Annotated in this window: 19 protein-coding genes; 15 read left to right on the forward strand and 4 right to left on the reverse strand. The window is 63.7% G+C overall.

Features of this window, described 5'->3' with window-relative positions:
* Positions 1 to 188: 188 nt before the first annotated feature.
* The 6 genes from NKI17_RS01905 to NKI17_RS01930 all read left to right on the forward strand — a co-directional run bounded on the left by NKI17_RS01905 (position 189) and on the right by NKI17_RS01930 (position 9,217).
* The gene (locus tag NKI17_RS01905) at positions 189 to 1,589 is read left to right on the forward strand and encodes an SWIM zinc finger family protein (protein ID WP_023676035.1); all 1,401 of its coding nucleotides are present in this window, start codon (positions 189 to 191) and stop codon (positions 1,587 to 1,589) included.
* Positions 1,586 to 3,019, forward strand: a complete 1,434-nt coding sequence (locus tag NKI17_RS01910) for a DUF5691 domain-containing protein (protein WP_352905331.1) — start codon at positions 1,586 to 1,588, stop codon at positions 3,017 to 3,019. The genes NKI17_RS01905 and NKI17_RS01910 overlap by 4 nt, the downstream gene beginning before the upstream one ends.
* Before the next feature lie 20 nt (positions 3,020 to 3,039).
* Positions 3,040 to 4,119: an ATP-binding protein gene (locus NKI17_RS01915; RefSeq protein WP_352905332.1), complete on the forward strand. Its 1,080-nt coding sequence runs from the start codon at positions 3,040 to 3,042 to the stop codon at positions 4,117 to 4,119.
* A gap of 4 nt (positions 4,120 to 4,123) precedes the next feature.
* Positions 4,124 to 6,382, forward strand: coding sequence for a DUF5682 family protein (locus NKI17_RS01920; RefSeq protein WP_352905333.1), 2,259 nt, complete (start codon positions 4,124 to 4,126; stop codon positions 6,380 to 6,382).
* Entirely contained in the window at positions 6,375 to 7,631 is a 1,257-nt protein-coding gene (locus NKI17_RS01925; RefSeq protein ID WP_352905335.1) for a VWA domain-containing protein, read from the forward strand. The genes NKI17_RS01920 and NKI17_RS01925 overlap by 8 nt, the downstream gene beginning before the upstream one ends.
* 185 nt (positions 7,632 to 7,816) lie before the next feature.
* Positions 7,817 to 9,217 carry an FAD-binding oxidoreductase gene (locus tag NKI17_RS01930; protein WP_352905336.1) on the forward strand — a complete coding sequence of 467 codons (1,401 nt, stop codon included), beginning with the start codon at positions 7,817 to 7,819 and terminating at the stop codon, positions 9,215 to 9,217.
* 35 nt (positions 9,218 to 9,252) lie between these two features.
* Here the strand turns inward: NKI17_RS01930 and NKI17_RS01935 are convergent, their stop codons facing one another.
* From NKI17_RS01935 to NKI17_RS01945, 3 genes are all read right to left on the reverse strand, one after another.
* Positions 9,253 to 10,182 carry a pseudouridine-5'-phosphate glycosidase gene (locus tag NKI17_RS01935; protein ID WP_352569329.1) on the reverse strand — a complete coding sequence of 310 codons (930 nt, stop codon included), beginning with the start codon at positions 10,180 to 10,182 and terminating at the stop codon, positions 9,253 to 9,255.
* Between the two features lie 12 nt (positions 10,183 to 10,194).
* The gene (locus NKI17_RS01940) at positions 10,195 to 11,304 is read right to left on the reverse strand and encodes a carbohydrate kinase (RefSeq protein ID WP_352569328.1); all 1,110 of its coding nucleotides are present in this window, start codon (positions 11,302 to 11,304) and stop codon (positions 10,195 to 10,197) included.
* A gap of 242 nt (positions 11,305 to 11,546) precedes the next feature.
* Entirely contained in the window at positions 11,547 to 12,395 is an 849-nt protein-coding gene (locus NKI17_RS01945; RefSeq protein WP_352569327.1) for a MurR/RpiR family transcriptional regulator, read from the reverse strand.
* A gap of 186 nt (positions 12,396 to 12,581) precedes the next feature.
* Here NKI17_RS01945 and murA point away from each other — a divergent pair, with 186 nt between their 5' ends.
* The 9 genes from murA to NKI17_RS01990 all read left to right on the forward strand — a co-directional run bounded on the left by murA (position 12,582) and on the right by NKI17_RS01990 (position 23,229).
* Positions 12,582 to 13,838, forward strand: coding sequence for a UDP-N-acetylglucosamine 1-carboxyvinyltransferase (gene murA / locus NKI17_RS01950; protein WP_352569326.1), 1,257 nt, complete (start codon positions 12,582 to 12,584; stop codon positions 13,836 to 13,838).
* A complete protein-coding gene (locus NKI17_RS01955; RefSeq protein WP_352569325.1) occupies positions 13,835 to 14,725 on the forward strand; it encodes a glucosamine kinase nucleotide-binding domain-containing protein in 891 nt (296 codons plus the stop codon). The genes murA and NKI17_RS01955 overlap by 4 nt, the downstream gene beginning before the upstream one ends.
* Positions 14,726 to 14,910: 185 nt before the next feature.
* On the forward strand, positions 14,911 to 15,834 hold the full coding sequence (gene murQ, locus NKI17_RS01960) for an N-acetylmuramic acid 6-phosphate etherase (protein WP_352569444.1): 924 nt from the start codon (positions 14,911 to 14,913) through the stop codon (positions 15,832 to 15,834).
* Positions 15,835 to 15,933: 99 nt separating this feature from the next.
* Positions 15,934 to 17,454 carry an ABC transporter substrate-binding protein gene (locus NKI17_RS01965; protein ID WP_352569323.1) on the forward strand — a complete coding sequence of 507 codons (1,521 nt, stop codon included), beginning with the start codon at positions 15,934 to 15,936 and terminating at the stop codon, positions 17,452 to 17,454.
* Positions 17,455 to 17,488: 34 nt separating this feature from the next.
* Entirely contained in the window at positions 17,489 to 18,448 is a 960-nt protein-coding gene (locus tag NKI17_RS01970) for an ABC transporter permease (RefSeq protein WP_352569322.1), read from the forward strand.
* Positions 18,448 to 19,287 (forward strand): ABC transporter permease, encoded by an 840-nt coding sequence (locus tag NKI17_RS01975; protein ID WP_352569321.1) that lies wholly within the window; start codon positions 18,448 to 18,450, stop codon positions 19,285 to 19,287. The genes NKI17_RS01970 and NKI17_RS01975 overlap by 1 nt, the downstream gene beginning before the upstream one ends.
* A complete protein-coding gene (locus NKI17_RS01980) occupies positions 19,284 to 21,032 on the forward strand; it encodes an ABC transporter ATP-binding protein (RefSeq protein WP_352569320.1) in 1,749 nt (582 codons plus the stop codon). The genes NKI17_RS01975 and NKI17_RS01980 overlap by 4 nt, the downstream gene beginning before the upstream one ends.
* 69 nt (positions 21,033 to 21,101) lie before the next feature.
* Positions 21,102 to 22,103 (forward strand): serine hydrolase domain-containing protein, encoded by a 1,002-nt coding sequence (locus NKI17_RS01985; RefSeq protein ID WP_352569319.1) that lies wholly within the window; start codon positions 21,102 to 21,104, stop codon positions 22,101 to 22,103.
* Between the two features lie 10 nt (positions 22,104 to 22,113).
* Positions 22,114 to 23,229 carry an anhydro-N-acetylmuramic acid kinase gene (locus NKI17_RS01990; RefSeq protein ID WP_352796241.1) on the forward strand — a complete coding sequence of 372 codons (1,116 nt, stop codon included), beginning with the start codon at positions 22,114 to 22,116 and terminating at the stop codon, positions 23,227 to 23,229.
* Here NKI17_RS01990 and NKI17_RS01995 read toward each other — a convergent pair.
* A complete protein-coding gene (locus NKI17_RS01995) occupies positions 23,226 to 23,657 on the reverse strand; it encodes a GNAT family N-acetyltransferase (protein WP_352796142.1) in 432 nt (143 codons plus the stop codon). The two genes, NKI17_RS01990 and NKI17_RS01995, sit on opposite strands and share 4 nt — an antisense overlap.
* Positions 23,658 to 23,706: the final 49 nt, after the last annotated feature.

The following is a 23,706-nucleotide window of genomic DNA, read 5'->3' on the forward strand; positions in this document are numbered from 1 at the left end:
TTCCGCCTAGGCCGCCGGCTACCAAAGCCCGTTCTGTCTGCCGAATAACAGTCGACCCCATTTGCGTCTGAGGCATGTCCCGGCCCATCAAAACAGGGCCAAGGCATGCCAATCTTCACCATGCCAGAGCTATAATAATTCTTCACAAACCGCTATCTATACTGCGTCGGGGCGGGGAGAAGCGCGGCTTGGAATTCGATCTGAAAACCATTGAGGCGCTTGCTCCCGATCAGGCGTCGCTGAGCGCCGCCTCCAAGCTCACCAAACGAACGAACTGGCCGCGGCTCGAAAAGCATGAGCAGCAGGCGCTCATCTGGGGCGAATGCCAGGGCTCCGGCTCCAATCCTTATCGAGTGGTGGTCGACACGGGTGATCACGGCTACAAATGCACCTGCCCTTCGCGCAAATTCCCATGCAAGCACACTCTGGCCCTGATGTGGATTGCCGCCACCGCGCCAGCCAGTTTTGCCGCTGCCAATACCACGCCGGAATGGGTGAATGACTGGCTTGGCCGACGCAGGAAGACAACGCCACAGCCGGCGCAACCGGTACCCGGTGCGGAAGCCAAGCGCATCGGCGAAGCCTCACAAGCCGACGAGAGCACCGCCATTGAAGACATCGCGGCGCTGGAGCGTCGCGAGGCGGCGCAGCGCAAGCGGGCGGAAAGCACACGAGAAGCAGTGTCGGCTGGGCTCGATGAGCTTGACCAGTGGATTGCCGACCAGTTACGGCTCGGTCTGTCCGGGTTTGTCGACGCCAGCAGCGACCGTTGCCGGCGGATTGCTGCGCGGCTGGTCGATATGAAGGCAGCCGCGCTCGCCGGCCGTATCGACGAGATTCCGTCGCGCCTGATGGCGCTGCGCAGCGAGGAACGGTCTGATGCGGCAATCCGCGAGCTCGGCAAGCTCGTGCTGCTGGCCAAGGCGTGGCGGTCGGAGCCCGACGACCCCGAGCTGAAGCGCCTCGTATCAACGTCGGAACCCCGCGAACAGGTTCTCAGCAGTCCGGATGCAAGACAGGTTGAAAGCCTCTGGGAAGTTCTCGGCGAGAAGATCGAGAGCCGCCGCGATGGTCTGGTCAGCCATTCGACCTGGCTGCTCGATTTGAAAAGCGCCACCCCGCAATTTGCCGTGCTGCTCGACTTTTTCCCGGCTTCGGCCGGGCGCCGGTCCAACGCTTTTGCACCAGGCGACCGTTTCAATGCCCGACTGGTGTTTTATCCATCACGCCTGCCGCTCCGCGCCCTCGTGGTGGAGCGCATGGGGGAGGTTGTGCCCGGCGCGTGGCCCGATTTTGCTTTTGGCACCGCGAAGGATCCGCTCGCCACGCATGCTTCCCATCAGGACGCCGCGCCCTGGATCGCCGATTGTCCCCTCATGCTGCCGCCCGGTGCTATCCTGCTCGACGATCGGGGCACGGCATGGTGGCAGGCGGAGGATGAACCGCAGGGGATCGCCTTGCCGATCGCCGGCGCGGTAGATCAAACCTTGCTCGGCCTCGACCTTGCAGCCACGGCAGCGCTCTGGAACGGCGCCCGGCTTGAGCTTCTGGCGGCGCAAAGCGAGTTCGGGAGGCTTGATCTGGCGTGAACGAAAGCGAGCAAACAGGCCTGGCGGCAATGCGCGATTGCTGGATCACCGGCGGTGCTACGTTCGATCTGGCTCCGGCCGGATGGAAGGCAATCGCCGGCGGTGCAAGTCCCGACGAACAGGAGCGCCGGCTCCTGGCAATCGCAGCACAAGCGCTCGACGTCGCGCTGCGGCCGGCCGCGCCGACGACACTCAAGCGTCGTCCGCCGCTGCCCAGACTTGCCCTGCCCATTCTGCCGGCACGATTTCGGCCGTTGTTGAGAGCCGCTCTGAAGCACGCCGCCGACGCGAGGCGAAAGGCACGCGTGGCGGCGCTCGTCGCCAGCCGCGGCTTTGTGCTCCATCCCATGGACTGGATGCCCTCGGATCAGAACAGCCCGGACGTCTACGCACCATGGGTAGACTGGCAAGCAAGCATGAACGGGGAAAGGCTTGCCCCACAAGAGAAACTGACTGCGGAAAACTGGGATGAGTTCTATCCCGCCGCGCGACGCTTGGTCCTTGCCGATATGCGCCGTACCGACCCGACATCGGCTCGAATGTTGATCGAAGCCAAGGCGTCGGGCGAACCGGCGGAAGTCAGGCTTGCGCTGGTCGAGCTTATGCGCTTCGGCCTGAGTGCCGAGGACGTGCCTTTCCTGAAAAGCCTTTCCGCCGACAGGTCCGGCAAGGTGCGCGAACTGGCTGGCCGGCTGCTGGCAAGATTAGGAGAGCACGTTCGCCCGAGCGACGGTGGACCGGACGATCCCGTAGCCGAACTCGCCGCCTTTATCACTGAAGGCAGATCGGGCTTCATCCGCCGCCGGACGATCTACACTCCAGCAAAACTAAAATCCCAAGTGCAGGAGCAACGCCGCGCCGAACTGTTCGAGATATGCAACCTCGTCGACCTTACCGAACGGTTCAACACTACGGAAGCCGAATTCATAGGAGGCTGGCAATTTGGTGCCGACAATAAAGCCGACATCCTGATCGCACGAATGGTCGCCGCCTCAGGGAGCGAAGCCGCCCTTACGCAGATGGCGGATACGCTTATCGCCGAAGGCGGCAAACCGGCGCTGTTCGTGCTTCACCTCATGCCGCGCCTGGACAGCCGCAGAAAGCGTGTCCTCATCAGGCTGATCCTCAAGGAGACAACTTATCTTGGCATGATCAACCTGGCGGAAGGCATCGATGTCGACTGGCTGGAATGGGACGACCTGACGAATGGACAGGCGCTCGCCGCACTGCGTTCCGCCGCCGGCGGAAAAGACGACGCCGCGCGGCGGGGTCTCGACGATGTACTGGAGACGATCGGCTTCCTTGCCACCGCGACCACGGCAGCGAAATTGATCGACGACATGGTCGCGGCGGGCGTGCCGCCCGCGGCTCCTTCACTCGGGCTTCTACGTCTCAATGCATCACTGGCGGGGCCTGGAAGCAACACATGACCAATCCGGAGAACAGCAAAATGAACGCAGCCATCCGCCTCCCGGTCGAGCAGGCCTACGCTTCGGAATTGCAGGCGCTGGCGCGCGATGACGACCGGCAGAGGCCTGCCGGCTGGAGCCTGTCGCCACAGGCTGTGCTGACCTATTTGCTAGGCGGGAAGGCCGGTGACGGCACCTTGGTAACGCCAAAATATGTCGGTCGCCGCCGGTTGATGGAAACCGCGGTAGCGACGCTCGCCACCGACCGTGCACTCTTGCTGCTCGGCGTTCCCGGAACCGCCAAGTCCTGGGTGTCTGAACATCTTGCCGCCGCCATCATGGGCGACTCGACGCTGATCGTGCAGTGCACGGCCGGCACCGACGAGAACCAGATCCGCTATGGCTGGAACTATGCGCAGCTACTGGCAAAGGGCCCGAGCCAGGAAGCGTTGGTGCCGACGCCGCTCTACCGAGCCATGCAGAACGGCAAGCTCTGCCGGCCGGAGGAACTGACCCGCATGGGCTCAGACGTGCAGGACACGCTGATCACCGTGCTTTCCGAAAAGATGATGCCTATCCCGGAATTGAACACCTCGATCTACGCCCAGCGCGGCTTCAACATTATCGCCACGGCAAACAACCGCGACAAAGGTGTCAACGAGCTCTCCTCGGCGCTCAAGCGTCGCTTCAATGTCGTGGTGCTGCCATTGCCGGAAGACATGGCCGAAGAGGTGGCGATCGTCTCCAAACGGGTCGACGAGATGGCTGGCGGACTCGACCTGCCGGTGCCGAAAAATGTCGGCGAGGAGATCGCCCGTGTGCTGACCATTTTCCGCGAATTGCGCTCCGGCGCGACTGCCGACGGCAAGGTGACGCTGAAGACGCCTTCCGGCTCGCTGTCGACCGCAGAAGCGATCGCCACGATGGTTGGCGGGCTCAGCCAGGCGGCGTGGTTCGACAGTGGCAAGCTCGGCGCCGAAGGTCTCGCCGCCAGCCTTGTCGGCGCGATCGTGAAGGATCCGGTACAGGACAAGGTGGTGCTGGAGGAATATCTGGAAACCGTGCTCAAGAAGCGGGCCGACTATGCCGGCTATTACGCGGCGCTGAACGCAGCGATCTGACGCCATGGGCCACGGCGACATTGCCTATTTCGGGATACGCCATCACGGGCCGGGTTCCGCCGACAGCCTGGTGCAGGCACTGCAGGATTTGAACCCGGTCGCCGTGCTGATCGAGGGGCCGATCGACGCCTCTGAGCTTCTGCCCATGCTGGCCCGCCCCGAAATGCAGCCGCCTGTGGCGCTCCTTTGCTATCCGGAGGACGATCCGGCTTCGACAAGCTTCTGGCCTTTTGCCGAGTTCTCGCCCGAATACCAGGCGGCGCTTTGGGCTGTGGGCAATAAGGCGACGTTGCAGTTTATCGACCTGCCGTCATCGGCACGGTTCACCACTGCTGCGATCGGTGGCGCGGAGGACACCGATGCGACCGAAGCTACCCAAGCCCCCGAGGATGGTGACGCGGCTCCGCTTCCGCGTGATCCGATAGCCATGCTGGCACACGCCGCCGGTTATGAGGACGGCGAAAGCTGGTGGTCGGACATCATTGAACAGAACCCGGAACCCGGCCCCATATTTGCGGCCATCGCCGATGCGATGACGACACTGCGGAGTGGTGAGGGTCCGATCGCGCAGTTCGAAGCCAAGCGCGAGGCGCATATGCGGCTCGAAATCGCCAAGGCGCGTAAGCAGTTCGACGGGCCGATCGCCGTCGTCTGCGGGGCATGGCATGTGCCGGCGCTGCAGGCCACCCACACTCAGAAAAACGATCAGGTCCTGATCAAGGGAATTGCCCGGCGCAAGAGCACAATGACATGGGCACCGTGGACGGGACCGCGCCTGGCGCGGGGATACGGCTATGGCGCGGGCGTCGTCGCACCGGGCTGGTGCAAGCATCTCTGGCGCACGCGCGGCCGGCGCGATGCGGCGACCCTGTGGCTTGCGACGATCGCCGCCGTGCTGCGGGCGAAGGGTCACCTGATCTCGACCGCTTCGTTGATCGAAGCGGAGCGGCTCGCCCGGACGCTAGCCGCGATTCGCGAACGACCGAAACCCGGATTTGAGGAATTGCGCGACGCCGCGATCGCCGCCCTCTTCAACGGCGAAGCGTTGCTGTGGGGGCTGGTCGAGGCCGAGCTGCTTCTGGGTTCGGACGTCGGCGAAATTCCGCCCGACACACCGCTGGCGCCACTGATCGAGGATCTGCAGCGTAGCCAAAAGGCGGCGCGCCTAAAACCCGAGGCGCTGGAGCGGGAACTGTCGGTCGACCTGCGAAGCGAGAGCGGGCTGTTTCGCTCGACATTGCTGCATCGGCTGCACGTGCTTGGTGTGCATTGGGGCAGACTGACCGATGCCGGTCGCAGCCGTGGCACCTTCCGCGAGCGGTGGACCCTAGCGTGGGAACCGGAATATGCCGTTCGTCTGGTCGAGAACCTGATCTACGGGCCGACTATCGAAAAGGCTGCCAATGGCCGCCTGATCCAGATGATCGAAACGGCGGCGACGCTCGATACGCTTGCGGCACTGGTCCAGAGCGCCATCACTGCAGGCCTGTCGGAAGCATCGACTGCCGGCCTCACGGCGTTGGAGGCACGCGCGGCGCGCAGCAGTGAATGCCTGGAGATCCTGGCGTCGGTGCCGCCGCTCGCCGACATTGTCCGCTACGGCGAGGCCCGCAAAACGCAAACGGACCGGCTGTCCGGCCTCATGGAGCGGCTGATCGTCGAAGGTGCGATCGCGCTTCCCTACGCTGCGCGCGATCTGGATGAGCAGGCCGCCGCGACACTGGTTGGTGCGATGCGCAAGGCCGATGAGGCGATCAGGCTGGTCGAACCCGGCCAAGACGTGCTGGACGGATGGCGCAACGGGCTGGCGGCCGTACTGGAGGCGTCACGGTCGACGGCGCTGCTGGCCGGGTGCGCCGCACACCTGCTGTATGAAGCTGGTCGCCTGTCCGCCGAAGCCGCTGCCGGGCTGCTCGGGCGACGCCTGTCACCGGGGACGCCTGTCACTGACGCGGCCGGGTTCTTCGAAGGCTTCTTCAGCACAGCCGGTCAACGGCTGATTTATGACGAGGGTCTGCGCGGTGCGGTCGATGGGTGGCTCAGATCCCTTGACGAAGATGCTTTCATCGCGCACCTGCCGTTGCTGCGCCGCGTCTTTTCCAATCTGGATCGCATGGAACGCCGCCGGCTGATCGAAGCGGTCCTCGGCCGCGCCGCGCGCTTGCCGGCTGGCCTGACGCCGACGCCGGATGGCGGCGAGGCATGGCGCCGGCACCTGGGGCTGCTTGGACCATTGCTCAACGGAGAAACCGGCAATGGATGACGAGGCCGAAATGAACGAACCCGGCCCGCTCACTGCCGATGGCGGAAGGGAGCGCCGCTGGCGACTGGCGATCGGCGCCGATGACGAAACGTCTGGGGCACTTTCCAGCGACGACAAACGGCTTTCGGCGGCACTCGACGCTCTCTACGGCGACGGCATTAGCGCCGCTTCTGCCGACCCACGCAAGCGGCGTGGCGGCCTTGGCCGGTCGGCGCCGCGCGTTGCACAATGGATGAGCGACATCCGCTCCTTCTTTCCGGCGCAGGTCGTCCAGATCGTCCAGAAGGACGCCTTCGAACGGCTGGACCTGAAGCAGATGCTGATGGAACCGGAATTCCTCAAGGCGATCGAGGCGGACGTCAATCTCGTCGCCGACCTGATTTCGCTGCGCTCGGTCATGCCGGCCAAGACCAAGGACATTGCCCGGACGATCATTGCCGATATCGTCGGCAAGCTGATGCAGAAGCTGGAGCAGAAGACCGCCGAGGCGATACGCGGCGCTCTCGATCGATCGAGACGCACCAACCGCCCGCGTGCACGCGATATCGACTGGCAGCGCACTATTTCGGCGAACCTTCGCCACTATCAACCCGAGCATAGGACCATCGTGCCGGAGAAACTGGTCGGCTTCATGCGCAAGCAGCGCCGGCTTGTCGATCTGGATGAGGTCGTTCTCTGCGTCGACCAGTCCGGCTCGATGGCAAGCTCGGTGGTCTACGCCTCGATCTTCGCGGCGGTGATGGCGTCGCTGCCGGTTGTGCGCACCAAGCTTGTCTGCTTCGATACGGCGATCGTCGACCTGACCGAAGAGCTCAGCGATCCCGTCGAGGTGCTGTTCGGCGTGCAGCTTGGCGGCGGCACCGACATCAATCAGGCGGTCGCCTATTGCGCCGACCGTATCGAACGGCCCACCAAGTCGCATCTGGTGCTGATCACCGATCTCTATGAAGGCGGTAATGGCCAGGACCTGCTGCGGCGACTGGCAGCGCTGGTTCGATCCGGCGTAAATGTCGTCGTGCTTCTGGCGCTGACCGATCAAGGCCGGCCCGGCTACGATCCCACAATGGCAGGCTCGGTAGCAGCCCTTGGTATTCCCGTCTTTGCCTGCACGCCGGATCTGTTTCCGGACATGATGGCTGCGGCCTTACGCCGCGACGATATCGGAGCATGGGCGGCAGGCGCCGACATCAAGGTGGTCCGCGCCGAAACGCAGGCGTCGAGCCACCCATCACCAACTACCACAGTTTGACAAAACGCGGTCCGCGCCTATGGTCGACCTGTTACACAGGAGCGGTGCATGGCGACAGCAACCGACTGCATTTTTGGCGGGTTTTCCGCATGTTTTCTTTCCAGCGAAATTCGCGTCAAGCCGCTCCTGCAATCCTCGCCGGTCTTCGCGTGCGTTGCATCGATATCTGCGCGCCAATAGCATCCGTGAGCGCCCTCTCCTCGCGAACCGCCGAGCTTCTGTCGCGGCTGGAAAAGCAGCTGGACAGGTCAGGGATTGTCTCGGCTGAGGAGGCCGGACCACGCTACCGGGAAGATCCCGACGGCAAGGACGGCGCGCCGCCGGCGATCGTCTTGCGTCCACGCACGACCGGCGAGGTGTCGGACATTCTGCGCCTGTGCAACGAGGCCGGGCAGAGGCTCGTCATCCAGGGTGGCCGCACCGGTCTTGCGGGCGCGGCGCGCATCCAGCGCGGCGAAGCGGTGCTGTCGCTGGAGCGCATGACTTCCGTTGACGCTCTCGACCGCGAGGCGGCGACCATCATCGCCGAGGCCGGCGCGCCGCTGCAAGCGGTGCAGGAAGCCGCCGATGCGGCCGGCTTGCTGTTCGGCGTCGACATCGGAGCGCGTGGAACGGCCACCGTCGGCGGCAATGTCGCCACCAATGCCGGCGGCATCCGCGTGCTGCGCTACGGTATGTACCGGGCTCAGGTGCTTGGCCTGGAAGCGGTGCTTGCCGACGGCAGTATCCTGACCTCGCTCAAGGGTTTGGCGAAGGACAACTCCGGCTACGACCTCAGCCAATTGTTCATCGGCAGCGAAGGCACGCTCGGCGTGGTCACGCGCGCATGCCTGCGGCTGCATCCGAAGCCGGCCACCGAGATCAACGCCTTCTGCGCGCTTGCTTCGCTCGACGCGGCGATCACGTTGCTTGCGCTGCTCAGGCGGAAGCTCGGGCCCTTGCTGTCGGCCTATGAGGTGAATTTCGCACCGCTCTATGGCGCCATGATCGCCGGCATGGAGGCGCCGGCGCCGCTGCCCGCCGGCTCGCCCGTCTATGTGCTTGCCGAGATACAGGGCAGCGAGCCCGACCGCGACGGCGAACGTTTTGCCGCGGTGCTGATGCAGGCGGTTGAAGATGGCGTGATCGACGACGTGGTCGTCTCGCAATCGCCGCGCGAATTCCGGGCGCTCTGGGCGGTGCGAGAACAGGCCAACCGTTTCCTGTTTTCGATGGCAGGCCTGATCGGCGTCGATATCAGCATCCCACTGGCGAGAATGGCGACTTTCCTGGGCGAAACAGAAGCCGCCATCAGGGCCGTCGACCCTGGCGCCGACATCTACGTCTTCGGCCATCTCGGCGACGGCAATCTGCATTATCAGGTTCGCACCGCGGATCCGGCGGCCGCATACGGCATCGTGTACCGCGGTGTTGCCACCGCCGGCGGCGGCGTTTCGGCCGAACATGGCATCGGCCTCGACAAGAAGGAATGGCTGCACCTTGTGCGCAGCGACGCCGAGATCGCGGCCATGCGCCGCCTGAAAGTAGCCTTCGACCCGAACAACATCCTCAATGCCGGGCGCATCTTCGACCTCGCGCCGGGCTGAAATCGAAGGCCGGTAGCGCTGGCCGGATGCTGTCTCTATCTGGTCGCGCTCTTCAATTCCGCATGCGCCACCGCAATGCGGGCAGCAAGCGCGGCGTTGTTGCGGACCAGCGCGATGTTGGCCTTCAGGCTGCGGCCTTGCGAAAGCTCATTGATGCGTGCGAGCAGAAACGGCGTTAGTTCCTTGCGCCCGATGCCGCGCTTCTCGGCCTCAGCCACGGCCGCTGCGATCGTGCCGTCGATGAACGCCGGATCGAGCGCGTCCGCTTCGGGGATAGGGTTGGCGACGAGAATGCCGGTGCCGGATTCCATCTCGTCATGCAGCAGCATGGCTCGCGCGATCTCGTCGGGCGTGTCGAGGCGATGATCGGCCTTGAGCCCGCTGGAGCGGGTGTAGAAGGCCGGAAAATCGTCGCTCCGGTATGCGATCACCGGCACACGCTGGGTCTCCAGGTATTCCAGCGTCTTCGCAATATCGAGGATCGACTTAACTCCGGCGCAGACGACGGTCGTGCCGGTTTGGCCGAGTTCGGTCAGGTCTGCGGAGATATCGAAAGTGGCTTCGGCGCCGCGATGCACGCCGCCGACACCGCCGGTCGCAAAAATGCCGATCCCGGCTAAAGCGGCGATCCGCATCGTCGCCGAGACGGTGGTTCCGGCCGAGCCGCCGCGCACCATGATGGCGGCGAGATCGCGCCCGGAAGCCTTGACCACGCCCTTTGCCGCTGCCAGCTCTTCCAGTTCACGGTCGTCGAGGCCAACCTTGATCTTGCCGGCGACCACTGCGATCGTGGCGGGCACGGCGCTGTTTTCACGCACTACGGTCTCGACACCACGGGCAGTTTCCAGATTGGCCGGATATGGCATGCCGTGGGTGATAATCGTCGATTCCAATGCCACCACCGCGCGGCCTTCATCAAGCGCAGCAGCGACTTCATCGTTCAGGCGGACAAGGAAAGGTTTCATATCATCTCGCTTTCAGGCAGGAATGCGGTACATGCCGGCGGCAAGGAAGCGCGGCGACAGATCGGGATGGACGCTGGATTCGCTCTCGGTGGTCAGTGTGGCAAGCAGCGCGCCGGTGCGCACGGCATGAGCGACCGGCTCACCCGAAAGCACCTTGTACAGTGTGCCGGCGATCATCGCGTCACCGGCGCCGGTGATATCGACGGGCTGCGCCGGGACGGAGTGCATGGTCGTCACACCGCTCTCGGTCGCAACCGCAAATCCATGCGCGCCCACGGTCACGACCACCTCGCCGGCGCCGGCCGCGCGCAGCGCTGCCGCTGCTTCCTCCGGCGTCAGCCGCCTGTCGGCATCCGTCATGCCGAGCATCGTATTGGCCTCGTCATGATTGGTGAACAGAAGATCGATGCCGGTCAGGTCCTTCGGCAGGCGCGCTGATTTCGGCGCCGATACCGTGTCGACTGCGAGCTTGAAGCGCGCACCCTGCTTGCGCGACATCAGTGCTGCGAGGGTCGCGGCCGGCAGATTGCAGTCGATGAACACCCATGTCGCCGAAGCCAGATGCGGCCAGAAGCGGTCGAGATAGGACGACGAAAACAGATCGAAGATCTCCATGTCGGCAATGCCGAGCACGAGGTCGTTGTTGCGGTCGAGGATGGCCGCGTATTCCGCCGTCGGCCGTTCCGTGGTGGTGATGACCTGGCTGACATCGGCGCCGAGGTCGCGCAGATGCCGCACCAGTGAGCGGCCGGTTTCATCGTCGCCGACGATCGAGACGAAGCTTATGTCGACGCCGAGGCGGGCAAGGTTTTCGGCGACGTTGCGGGCAACCCCGCCGAAGCTGCGATAGCCGTCGACCGGGTTCGACGTCTCGAAAATCAGATCCTTCTTGGCGTGGTATTTGCGGTCGAGCACCGCGCCGCCGACGCAGACCATGCGCTTGGACGTCGGCAAGACGTAACCACGGCCGAGAATGTATCCCTTGTTGACGAGTTGCACGATGTGGGCCGCGACCGTCGAGCGGGCGATGCCGAGCACCGTTGCTATGTCCTGCTGGCCGGCGAATGGGTTCGCCGCAATGAGGTTGAGAACCGCTTGTTCCTGTGCTCCAAGGTCGTCCATTGTCTCACCCGGCCGTCAAATTCGAGGCTGAACGCTTTCGCAACAACAGATGACATTGTCAACATTTGTTTCGACCGGCGGCATTTGACCAATCAGCGCTCCCGCGACTCTCTGCCAACCGGACGAAGAAAGCGGGTGAGCACATTGAAGAAAGCTATTTCACCAAGGAGGACGAAAGTTGCTCTTGTCGGCGTGCAGCGCCAGGGAGGAACTGAGGCCTTAACGCGAGACGGCGAAGAGCGCTAAGCCTTCAGCACCGAGACGGCCAATTCGCTGTTGTGGACGTATTCGTTGGCGTCAGGTTGCTTCTGCACGAGCAGGATGAACAGCAGGTCGGTCAGCGTCAGTTGTGCGTCGCGTGCGGTTATCGACGAAGAGCGCGCGCGCTCTTCGTTGGCGATCGTGTGCAGGCGAATGTCGGCAACCCGGCTCAGCGGATTGTCGCGAAGTCCAGTGACGGCGATCACGGTCGTGCCACGTTTGCGGGCAAGTTCGGCTATCCGCAGGGTTTCGATGCTCGCCCCGGAATAGGAGAGCGCGAACAGCACGTCACCTCGTCCAAGCGTCGAGACATTGGCCATCTGCACGTGGCTGTCGCTGTCGTGCAGCACGTTGCGGCCGAGCTTCATCAGCTTGTAGGAGAAGTCGCGCGCCACCAGCGAGGATGCGCCGACGCCGGCCAAATGAATACGGCGCGCATCGTTCAACGCTTCGAGGGCCTTGCCGATTTCCTGCTCGGTGTTGGCCGCGACGGTCTGTTGCATCGACAAAAGCTTGCTGCCGATCAGCTTGCGCAAGATGACTAGATAGCTGTCGCCGACCTCGATCGAACCGTGGATCATGCCGGCCGGCACGTGCCATTCCTGCGACTTGGCCTCGCTGACGGCGAGCTTAAGCTCCTGATAGCTGGAATAGCCGAGCTTCTGGCTGAACTTGACGACGCTCGACTGGCTGCGGCCGATCTCGGCGGCAAGCGCCGCCGTCGACAGGCGGAGCATCTCGTCGGGATTATCGACGATATACCGACCGATCTCGCGGTCGCCGGGCGCCATGACTTCGAGCTTGGCCTCGATCTTCTTCAGGACGGACATGCGTTCCTCCATTGCCTGTCATCGACAATGCCAAGCCAAGGAATAAATTATTCCGTCTCTGATTGACAGCGAAGAATGAACCATCAAATCTCGACTGGTGCGGTTGCGGCCCAGCCTTCGGGCATGTCGACGATTCGGACATGAAAGATCGTAGACACGCCGACAGCTCGGGATTAGGTCAGAGCCATGGACAAATTGCGGATCGTCGGCGGGCACAGGCTTGAGGGCGCGGTGACGATCTCCGGCGCCAAGAACGCGGCCTTGCCGCAAATAGCAGCGGCGTTGCTCAGCCCCCATCCGCTGCAGCTGACCAACCTGCCTGAGGTGACGGATGTCGACAACATGCTTGGCGTCGTCGGCCTTCATGGGGCCGAAGTCACCAGATCGGCCCATGCCGCCACAATCGATACCAGTGCTGCCGCTTCCAGGGAGACAAGCTACGATACCGTCAGGCGCATGCGCGCGACGGTGCTGGTTCTCGGTCCACTGCTTGCCCGCTTCGGCCATGCCCGGGTCTCGCTGCCTGGCGGCTGCGCGATCGGCGCACGGCCGGTCGACATGCATGTCGCCGCACTTGCCGCACTTGGCGCCGATATCGCGATCGAAAACGGACTGATCGTCGCGTCTGCGCCGGGCGGACTGAAAGGCGCGCGCATCGTTTTGAGCTCGCCGTCGGTCGGCGCGACCGAAACGGCGATGATGGCGGCGACGACGGCAAACGGCGAGACCGAGATCCTCAACGCGGCCCGCGAGCCGGAGGTGGCCGATCTTGCCGCCTGCCTGAACGACATGGGCGCGCGGATCGAGGGCGCCGGCACGCACCGCATCCTGATCGGGGGCAGCACAGATTGGCGCGCCGCCACGCACGACATCATCCCGGACCGGATAGAGGCCGGCACCTATGCCGTCGCAGCGGCCATCACCGGCGGTCAGCTCGAGCTCACCCACGCGCGGCTCGAGCACATGGCATCCGTCGTCCAGCTGCTCGAAGCAGCCGGTGTGAAAATATGGCCGGGCGACCGCGGGCTGATCGTATCGAGAGACGGGCCGCTCAAGGCGGTCGACGTGACGACGGAGCCCTATCCGGGCTTTCCGACCGATCTCCAGGCGCAGTTCATGGCGTTGATGTGCTGTGCCGAGGGCGCTTCGCTGTTGCGCGAGACGATCTTCGAGAACCGCTTCATGCATGTGCCTGAACTGATGCGGCTCGGCGCCAATATCAAGCTGCAAGGCACCATGGCGCTGGTGCGCGGAGGCGAGAAGCTGAAGGGCGCGCAAGTGATGGCGACCGACCTGCGCGCCTCCGTCTCGCTGGTGCTGGCAGCGCTGGTGTCGGAGGGCGAGACGACGATCAATCGCGTCTATCATCTCGACCGCGGGTACGAGCAGTTGGACCGCAAGCTCCGGCTGTGCGGCGCCCAGATCGAACGAATAAGGCAATGAGTGCCGGTGGGGCGTCTCCGCATTATTTCCTGGGCGTCGATGGCGGCGGAACCGGCTGCCGGGCGCGTATCGAAGACGAGGCAGGAAGCGTGCTCGGGCAAGGCCTGTCGGGCCCGGCGACAACGCGACTCGGTATAGAGGTGGCCTGGGCCTCGATTGCCAAAGCCTTTGGCGCGGCGATCGAAGAGGCAGGGTTCGCGGCGGCGGAAATCGCCAGGATCCGCGCGGGTATCGGTGTTGCCGGCATCGGCCGTAAGGGTGCGCTCGAGGCGTTTCATGGCATCGAACAACCCTTTGCGAGCATCGACTTCCTCAGCGACGGCGTCGCGGCTTGCCTTGGCGCGCATTCGGGTCAAGACGGCGCCATCGTCATAGCCGGGACCGGTTCGATCGGGCTCGGCTTTGTCGAAGGGCGCGACCTGCGCGTCGGCGGCTACGGTTTTCCGATTTCCGACGAGGGCAGCGGCGCCGATCTTGGACTGAAGGCAGTGCAGCTTGCCTTGCGAGCCCATGACGGCCGGCATGAGCGGACGGCGCTGCTGGCCGAGGTGATGCAGCGCTTCAAGGACGATCCGTTCGAGGCGGTGGCCTGGATGGACCGCGCCAGCGCGACGGACTATGCCGCCATGGCGCCGATGGTGATCCGCCATGCCGACCAGGGCGATCCGGCCGGTCGGCGGATCGTGCAAGGCGCTGCCGAGCAGATCGACACCTTCGTGCGGGTGCTGTTCGAAAAAGGCGCGCCGCGGGTTACGTTGCTCGGAGGGTTGTCCAGCCCGCTTGAGCCATGGCTCGCTCCCGACGTCCGCCGACGGCTGAAGCCGGCCGACGGCGATGCGGTTTCGGGAGCCATAATCCTGGCCAGAAAATCCCTCTGCCGCCAGTGATGCCTTGCTCGGCAAGGAATATAATATTCCTACTTTCCGTTGACAGAGGGAATATCGAATTCTAAAAAGTTAACGAAACAGAACCGGCGCAGCCGGTACGGAGCCGACGGCCAGGTGCAAGCACTGGACGCCGCTTGCCGCGGGCATCACAGTCCTGCTCGCAGTCGCACTTGAAAGTAAGCGAAGTGGTCGAACAAGGGTTGATGTCGGAGCTGGAGCGGCTGGTTTCCGAGGACCGGAACCCGAAGACCATGGACATCGATCTGTTGCCGACCCTCGAGGTGCTGCGCAAGATCAATGACGAGGACAAAGGCGTTGCGGCAGCCGTCGAGAAGGTCATCCCCGATATTGCTGCGGCCGTGGACCGGATCGTGAGCGCGTTCCAGAACGGTGCACGCCTTGTCTATATGGGGGCTGGCACCAGCGGCCGGCTCGGCGTCCTCGACGCCTCGGAATGTCCGCCGACCTTCGGCGTACCCGAGGACATGGTGGTGGGCCTGATCGCCGGCGGCGTCGACGCGCTGATGCACTCTGCGGAAGGCGCCGAGGACGATCCGAAACAGGGAATAAAGGCGCTGCAGGACATCAAGCTGACCGCTGGCGACGTGGTGGTCGGCATCGCTGTCAGCGGACGCACACCTTATGTCATCGGTGGCCTGACCTATGCCAAGGAAGTGGGAGCCACCACCGTGGCGTTGTCCTGCAATCCTCGATCGACCATTGCGGGCATTGCCGATATTGGCATCTCTCCGGTGGTTGGCCCGGAGGTCCTCACCGGCTCGACCCGGCTGAAATCGGGAACCGCGCAAAAGCTGGTGCTCAATATGCTGTCTACCGCCAGCATGATCCGCATCGGCAAGAGCTATCAGAACCTGATGGTTGACCTCAATCCAAGCAACAAGAAGCTTGTCGCAAGGGCGGTCAGGATCGTGATGCAGACGACCGGCTGCGCGGCACAGCAGGCACGACAGGCACTCGACCAGACCGGCAATGATGTAAAACTGGCAATCCTGGTGACGATCACCGGCATGGGTGTCGAAGAAGCACGTAAGGCGCTTGCCAACGCGGGAGGTTTCCTGCGCAAGGCGATAGGCGAAAAGACGGTGTAAGACCGCATGGATACTGGGCCGATGTTCCGGGGCGTGTGTCCCTTTGAAGCGGTCCGGGGAACTGCAAGGCATCTGGTTTAACAATAATGGGAGACGACAATGGTACGGCACATTGGCAAGAAACTGCTTTCCGGCATGACGCTCGCGGCAATGGTTGGCATCGCCGCGCTACCGGTGCAGGCGAGTGCGGCGACGCTGCATATGGCGTGGTCGCAGGACGCCACCGGTCTTGATCCGCACAAGCAGACGGCATTCTCCTCACTGCGGCTGCTGGAGCTGATCTACGAACCGCTGGTGCGGCTCGACGCAAACCTGCAAATCACGCCCGCGATTGCCGATTCATGGCAGTTCTCGCCGGACGGCAAGGAGCTGAGCTTCAAGCTCAATCTGAAAGCAAAATTCCAGAACGGCGCCGCCGTAACCTCGGCCGACGTCAAGGCATCGTTCGAGCGCATACTTGACGAGAAGACGGGTGCTGCGGCGCGCGCCAACTTTCTCTCGATCGCCAGCATCGACACGCCCGATCCCGCCACCGTCGTGTTCCACCTCTCGCAGCCGGACGTGCCGATCCTGACGGCGATGAGCGACGTCAATGCGGCGATCGTCCCGGCAAGCGAAATCGCGGCCGGCTCGATCGGCACGACAACGATCGGCTCGGGTCCGTTCAAGCTCGAAAAATGGGATCCGAATTCCAAGGAAGTGCTTGTCGCCAACAAGGACTGGGCAGGCGGCGCGACCGGCGTCGACGGCATCGATATCAGCGTGCTGCCGGACGAGACGGCGATCCTGGCGGCGATGCGCACCAAGCAGATCGATTTTGCCCTGCTCAACGATCCGCTTGTCGCCACGCTGGTGCCCAAGGAAGCCAGCCTGCAGTTGAACCGCGTGCCGGTGCTTGCCTATCACGTGCTGCAGCTCAATCCCTCCCGCAAGCCGATGACCGAACTCAAGGTGCGTCAGGCGATTTCCTGCGCCATCGACCGGCAGGAAGTGCTGGACACCGCCTCGCTCGGCGAAGGCAAGGTCACCGGCCCGCTGACCATCCCGGCACTGGCGACCGATCCGAAGCAGTTGTTCTGCTATAAGCGCGACATTGAGAAGGCCAAGCAGTTGATGGCCGAAGCCGGCTATGCCGACGGCTTTTCGGCGACCGTGATCGGCGCCACCGGCGAGCCGCCGACGGCAGCGGCGGAAGCCCAGGTCATCCAGTCGCAGCTCGCAGAAATCGGCGTCAAGCTCGACATCAAGATGATGGAGCTCAACGTCTATGTCGACGCCTGGCTGAAGGGCGATTTCGACATGGCCGTCGCGCTGAACGGCGGCAGGGCCGATCCCTACACTATGTACAACCGCTACTGGACCAAGACGGGCAATCTGCAGAAGGTGGCGAACTATATCGACGACACGCTGGACAGTCTTATGCAGAAGGGCCGCACCGAGACCGACCCGGCAGCGCGCAAAGCGATCTTCGCCGACTTCGAGAAGCACATCACTGAGATGTCGCCCTGGATCTGGCTCTACACGTCCTACAGCTACACGGCACAGCAGAAGAATATCGCAGGATTCGAACCGGTGCCGACAGGCTCGCTGTTCAGCCTCGCCAAGGTGACGATCCAGTAGCTGCTTTGATGCCGGACGAGAGGATATTCTTCGCGTGAACTATCTGATGCGGCGACTGGCGACCTTCCCTCTCGTCCTGCTTGGCGTGTCCATCGTGGTGTTCCTGGCGATCCGGATGGTTCCGGGCGATTCGATCACGGCAATGCTGGGGACCGAAGCCGGCCTGCTGACGCCGCAGCAGCGCGATGCGCTTGCAGCTTATTTCGGCATCGACCAGCCCTGGTTCGTCCAATACTGGCGCTGGCTGCTTGGTCTTTTCCAAGGTAATCTCGGCATTTCGTCCACCTATGGCAGGCCGGTGCTCGACGTCATCCTCGAGCGTTTCCCGCTAACGTTGGAACTCGCCCTGCTGTCGATGGTCATCGCCCTGCTTGTCGGCATGCCGGCGGGGATCTTTGCCGCCACCCATAACGAAAAGCTGTCCGACCTCGGCGTGCGCGTTGTCGCAATGATCGGGCAGTCGACGCCGAACTTCGTCCTTGCCCTGCTGATCATCTACACGCTGTCGGCGGGGTTTGGCGTTTTGCCGGCGATGGGCGAGTTTTCGCCGCTGTGGCAGGATCCGCTGCGCAATCTCGGCCAGCTGTTGCTGCCTGCGGTCACGCTTGGATTTGCCTTCGCGGCTTCGGTGACCCGCATATCGCGTTCGGCGATGCTCGATGTGCTCAGCGACGACTATGTCAGGACGGCGCGCAGCAAGGGCGTTTCGGCGCGCGGCGTCATCTGGCGGCATGCCTTGCCCAACGCGCTCATCCCGGTCGTGACGCTGAGCGGCATAGAGTTCGGCTACCTCCTGGGCGGAGCTGTCATCGTCGAGCAGATCTATGCGCTGCCCGGTCTCGGCCGCATGGTGCTGGATGCCATCCTGCAGCGCGACTACGCGCTGGTGCAGGGAAGCGTGCTGTTCATCGCCTTCAACTTCATGATCGTCAATCTCCTCGTCGACCTCGCCTATGTCGCGCTCGACCCGCGTATCCGGCTAAGCGAGCACTGATGGCGACATTGCGGGCTATATTTGCGCATCCCAGCGGCCGCATCGGCGGTGCGATCGTTGCGCTTTATCTGCTGCTTGCCGTGCTTGGCATGCTGGGGCTGACGCCGCACAATCCGCTGACGCAGCACCGGGTCGAACGGCTGCATGTGCCTGATAGCACCTACTGGATGGGCACGGACCTATTCGGCCGCGATGTCGCAAGCCGGCTGATGACCGGGATCGGCCAGTCCTTCATCGTGGCCTTCTTTTCGGTCGCCGTCGCGACACTGGCCGGCACCGTGCTCGGGCTGGCGGCAGCCTGGTTCGGGCGCCGCTGGGACGGCCTAGTGATGCGCATCATGGACGTTGTGCTGGCGTTCCCGGCGATCCTGCTGGCGCTGCTGATCGTCGCGGTTGCGGGACCGGGAACCTTGACCAGCGTCATTGCCATCGCCATCGTCTACACACCGATCTTCACGCGCGTCGTGCGAGGTCCGGCTCTGTCGCTCAAGGCGCGCGAGTTCGTCGACGCGGCCCGCACGTTCGGCAGCAGTGCGGGCTATATCGTAACACGGCATCTGCTGCTCAATCTGGTGGCGCCACTGACGGTTCAGGTGACGCTGGCGCTGGCCTGGGCACTGCTGACCGAAGCCGGCTTAAGCTTCCTCGGACTCGGCACGCAGCCGCCCGCCGCGTCGCTCGGCCTGATGCTGAGCGACAGCCGCAATCTGATGGAGACAGCTCCCTGGCTGATGATCTTCCCGGGCGTGGCGATCATGATCGGCATCCTCGGTTTCAACCTGCTCGGCGATGCGTTGCGCGATGTCCTCGACCCGAAGATGCGGAGATCGATCGCATGATCCCGCTGCTGTCCGTCAGCGGATTGCGCGTCGGCTTCGGTCGCAACCCGCAAGCCAATGAGGTCGTGCGCGGCGTCAGCTTCGATCTCGCCGACGGCGAAACGCTGGCCATCGTCGGCGAAAGCGGCTCGGGCAAATCGGTTACGGCGCTGTCGATCAATCGCCTTGTCGATTATGGCGGCGGCCGCATCACCGGCGGGTCGATCAAGCTGAGGCGGGCCGACGGCAGCACCTTCGACCTGACCGCCGCAGCCGAGCCGCAATTGACGAAGATCCGCGGCGGCGAAATCGGCATGATCTTCCAGGAGCCGATGAGCTCGCTCAATCCGGTGCTGACCATTGGCTGGCAGATCGAGGAATCATTTCGCCTGCATCGCGGCCTGACCGGACGACAAGCAACGGCGGCGGCCAAGGACGCGCTCGACCGCGTCCGTATTCCGGACGCAGCGAGGCGGTTGAAATACACGCCCAACCAGCTGTCGGGCGGCATGCTGCAGCGGGTGATGATCGCCATGGCGATTGCGTGCAACCCGCGCCTGCTCATTGCCGACGAGCCAACGACGGCGCTGGATGTTACGGTGCAGGCGCAGATCATGGCGCTGCTCGCCGAATTGAAACAGGAAACCGGGATGTCGATGATCTTCATCACCCACGACATCGGTCTGGTTGCAGGCATCGCCGACAAGGTGATGGTGATGCAAGGCGGAGAAGCTGTCGAGCAGGGCGCATTGAACCAGATATTGGACGATCCGCAGCATCCCTATACGCGGCATCTGCTACATGCGGTTCCGCATTTCGCCGGCGGCAGCGCGACACGCAGGGACGCGCAACGCGAAAAGCAAAAAGCTGCCGAGCCGGCGCTGAAGGTCGATGGCCTCGTAGTGCGATTTCCGGTCAAGGGTGGGTTTTTCAGCCGCGCCAGCGGTGCCGTGCACGCGGTGGACGGTGTGGATTTCGAGCTAATGCCGGGCGAGACATTGGCGGTCGTCGGCGAGAGCGGTTCCGGAAAGTCCACCACCGCCCGCGCGATTCTGGGGCTGGTGCGCTCGACGCGCGGCACAATCTCGGCCAGCGCGCGCAAGGCCGCCGCCGGGCAGAGCGCCCTTCCCGTGCAGATGGTGTTCCAGAATCCCTATGGCTCGCTCAATCCCAGACTCACCGTCGAAAATCTCCTCGCAGAGCCGGTGATCGCTACCGGCGGACGGATAACTGCTGAAACGCGAGCGAAAATGGCCGCGCTGCTGAAACGCGTCGGCCTTCCGGAAAACAGCCTGCAGCGCTATCCGCACGAATTCTCCGGCGGCCAGCGGCAACGCCTGTGCATCGCTCGCGCGCTGATGCTCAATCCTTCGGTTATCGTCCTCGACGAAGCGGTTTCGGCGCTCGATGTGTCGGTGCAGGCCAGGGTGCTGGAGCTTTTGGTCGAGCTGCAGCGTGAATTCGGGCTGGCCTATCTGTTCATCTCGCATGACATGGCTGTCGTCGAGCGGATCGCCCATCGCATCGCGGTCATCTATGCCGGCCAGATTGTCGAGATCGGCGATGCCAGATCGGTGCTCTCGGAGCCGAAGCACTCCTATACCAAACAGCTTATCGCGGCAGTTCCTACTATAGACCGGCGGCATGAACGTTTCGAGCTGGACACGCGCCAGGTCCCCTCGCTCGTGCGTCCGCTGGGGTTTGAGCCGGGCCCGGCCAATTGGCAGCAATTCGGGCCGGATCATAGAGCACGGGTGGAAGTGTGATGATTGTCGCCCAAGAATATGAAAGGCCGGAGGGACAGCCCCATCGCTGCCTTCCGAACGGAGGCGTAGTTGATCGACCATGATCTCTTCTCCCGCGCATTCGCCCCGCTCGAAGCGGCCGTGGCCGCATCGCGCATTCCGGGCGGCGTGCTCGGCACAGTTGACGGGGACGGCGAACGCATCGTCCGGGCAATCGGCTCAGCCCAAGTCGTGCCCAAGATACGGCCGATGCATGTCGGGACATGGTTCGACCTGGCATCCCTGACCAAAGTCATCTTCACCACGTCGCGTATCCTGGCACTGGCGGAAGAAGGCTTCATCGACCTCGACGCGCCGCTGATTTCCGTCCTGCCCGACCTTCGCCAATATGACGAAAAAGCCTGGGAACGGAACGTAACGTTTCGCCAGTGTCTCGGCCATCAGACACCGTTTCCCGCCGTCGCACCGATCTACACCTATGGCCACGATCCGGACCTGCTGCGCGCCTTCATCCTGCAGCGCGAATGGCAGGCTGGCGAGCCGGTCTATTCCGATATCAACTTCATCCTGCTCGGCTTCGTCCTGGAGCGCCTGTCTGGCAAGACCATTCGCGACATGGATCCCGGTCCGGGCTTCGCGTTCTCCGCCGAACCGGATCAAGCGGCGGCGACCGAAGACTGCACATGGCGCCATCGCGTGCTCTGCGGCGAAGTCCACGACGACAATTGCTCGGCCTTGCAAGGTGCCGGTCACGCCGGCCTGTTCGGAACGGCGGCTTCGGTCCTCGACTTTGCGCAAGGGCTGCTGGACGGGACCGGCGCGTCGCAGCGTTCGATCGCGCTAATGCGCACGCCCTTGTCGGCAACCCGCACCCATGGCTGGGAGCGACCCCACGAAGGCTGGTCCGGCGGCCGGGTATGCAGCCCCGAAACCATCGGGCATACCGGCTTTACCGGTGTCGGGCTGTGGGTCGACTTCGACAAAGGCAGAGCCTGGACCTTGCTCACCAACCGGATCCATCCGACACGTCATTTCAACAGCGGGATTGTTACGCTTCGCCAGTCGGTCGGCGATCTCGTCAACGGAGCTTAGGAGCCAAATGATGGAACCAATCTGGGCCGTCGGCCTGATGACCGGCACCGTGCTGGACGGCAATATCGATGTCGCGCTGATCAAGACCGACGGCGAACGGATTGACGACTTCGGCATCTACACGCTGGCCCCCTACCCGCAGTCGATCCGGACCTTGCTGGAAGAGACGCTGCGGCAGGCAAGGAGCTGGAATTTCACAGGGCCGGAACCGGCAATCTTCCACGAGGCAGAGGAAGCGCTGACGCGCGCCCAGTCCGCGGCGGTCAAGGATCTGGTCGAAAGCCACGGGCTGACGATGGCCGATATAGGGGTCGTCGGCTTCCACGGCCAGACCGTGCTGCACCGTGCCCCGCAAGTGGGCCGACTGGGCCAGACCCGCCAGCTTGGCGACGGCGAGCTGATGCATGCCATCCTTGGCACCAGGGTCGCCTATGACTTCCGCTCGGCCGACATGCGCGCCGGCGGCCAGGGCGCGCCGCTGTCGGCCGCCTATCACGCCGCGCTGCTGCGCGAAGCCGACGCCACCGGCGACACGGCGGTACTCAATCTCGGCGGCGTCGCCAACATCACCTGGTGGGACGGCACGGACAATGTTGTTGCCTTCGACACCGGGCCCGCCAACGCACCGCTGAATGATTTCATCAAATCGAAGGGGCTCGGCGAAATGGACCGCGACGGCGCCCTTGCCCGCGCCGGCACGGTCGACGAGGCACGGCTGGCCAAGCTCCTGCAGCATCCGTATTTGACCAAACCCTACCCGAAATCGCTGGACCGTTTCGATTTCGGCGCCTCGATGGCGGACGGGATGAACGCCGAGGATGGTGCAGCACTGCTGACGGCCTTCACCGCGGCCGCCGTCGGCAAGGCGCTCGATCTCCTGCCGCGCCGGCCGAAGCGGCTGGTGGTCAGCGGCGGCGGGCGCCACAATCCAACGATCATGGCCATGCTTGCCAGCCGCGCCGGTGTCGAGGCCGTGCCGGCCGAGGTGATGGGCTGGAAGGGCGATGCGGTGGAGGCGGAGTGTTTTGCGTTCCTGGCAGTGCGCGTGCTCAGGGGCTTGCCGATCAGCTTCCCCAGTACGACCGGCGTGCCCCAGCCGATGTGCGGCGGACGCCTTGCCGGCTAGTCAGGCTTCAGCCTCTTCTGCAGGAAGATGCGGCTGCGGCCGACGGGAAAATCGGCAAGCACGCCGAAGGGCTGATAGCCCTGGCGCTCATAGGCCTTGGCGGCCTTGGGATTGAACGTGTCGATCCAGGCGCCGTGACAGTCGCGCGCGATCGCCTCCCTCTCGGCCGCCTCGAGCATCCTGCCAGCCATGCGGTGACCGCGCAGTTTTTCATCGACCCAGAGCCATTGCACATAGAGCCAGCCCCAGGCGGTGTATCCCGAGATGCCGGCGACAATAGCGCCGTGCTCATCGCGCACGAACACGGCCAGTGTCTTCCTGCCGGAGGCACCGACATCACCGTCGTTGAACGCCGTAAGCCGCTCTCCAAGAAAAGCCAACTCGTGCGGCAAGGGATCGGCGGTTGTCTCAAGCGTTGTATTGTTCATCCGCCAAGCATCTATCGAAGGACGGGACCGAGAAGCAAGCCTTGCTGCG

Source organism: Mesorhizobium sp. M0816, from assembly GCF_040320005.1.
Classification (GTDB): Bacteria; Pseudomonadota; Alphaproteobacteria; order Rhizobiales; family Rhizobiaceae; genus Mesorhizobium.

Bases quoted from the DNA above. Each gene is read 5' to 3' on its own strand.
- NKI17_RS01925 (WP_352905335.1), top strand. From the start codon at position 6,375: ATGGATGACGAGGCCGAAATGAACGAACCCGGCCCGCTCACTGCCGAT.
- NKI17_RS01990 (WP_352796241.1), top strand. From the start codon at position 22,114: ATGGAACCAATCTGGGCCGTCGGCCTGATGACCGGCACCGTGCTGGAC.
- NKI17_RS01995 (WP_352796142.1), bottom strand. From the start codon at position 23,657: ATGAACAATACAACGCTTGAGACAACCGCCGATCCCTTGCCGCACGAG.
- NKI17_RS01965 (WP_352569323.1), top strand. From the start codon at position 15,934: ATGGTACGGCACATTGGCAAGAAACTGCTTTCCGGCATGACGCTCGCG.
- NKI17_RS01935 (WP_352569329.1), bottom strand. From the start codon at position 10,182: ATGAAACCTTTCCTTGTCCGCCTGAACGATGAAGTCGCTGCTGCGCTT.
- NKI17_RS01975 (WP_352569321.1), top strand. From the start codon at position 18,448: ATGGCGACATTGCGGGCTATATTTGCGCATCCCAGCGGCCGCATCGGC.
- NKI17_RS01955 (WP_352569325.1), top strand. From the start codon at position 13,835: ATGAGTGCCGGTGGGGCGTCTCCGCATTATTTCCTGGGCGTCGATGGC.
- murA (WP_352569326.1), top strand. From the start codon at position 12,582: ATGGACAAATTGCGGATCGTCGGCGGGCACAGGCTTGAGGGCGCGGTG.
- NKI17_RS01940 (WP_352569328.1), bottom strand. From the start codon at position 11,304: ATGGACGACCTTGGAGCACAGGAACAAGCGGTTCTCAACCTCATTGCG.
- NKI17_RS01920 (WP_352905333.1), top strand. From the start codon at position 4,124: ATGGGCCACGGCGACATTGCCTATTTCGGGATACGCCATCACGGGCCG.
- NKI17_RS01980 (WP_352569320.1), top strand. From the start codon at position 19,284: ATGATCCCGCTGCTGTCCGTCAGCGGATTGCGCGTCGGCTTCGGTCGC.
- NKI17_RS01945 (WP_352569327.1), bottom strand. From the start codon at position 12,395: ATGTCCGTCCTGAAGAAGATCGAGGCCAAGCTCGAAGTCATGGCGCCC.
- NKI17_RS01915 (WP_352905332.1), top strand. From the start codon at position 3,040: ATGAACGCAGCCATCCGCCTCCCGGTCGAGCAGGCCTACGCTTCGGAA.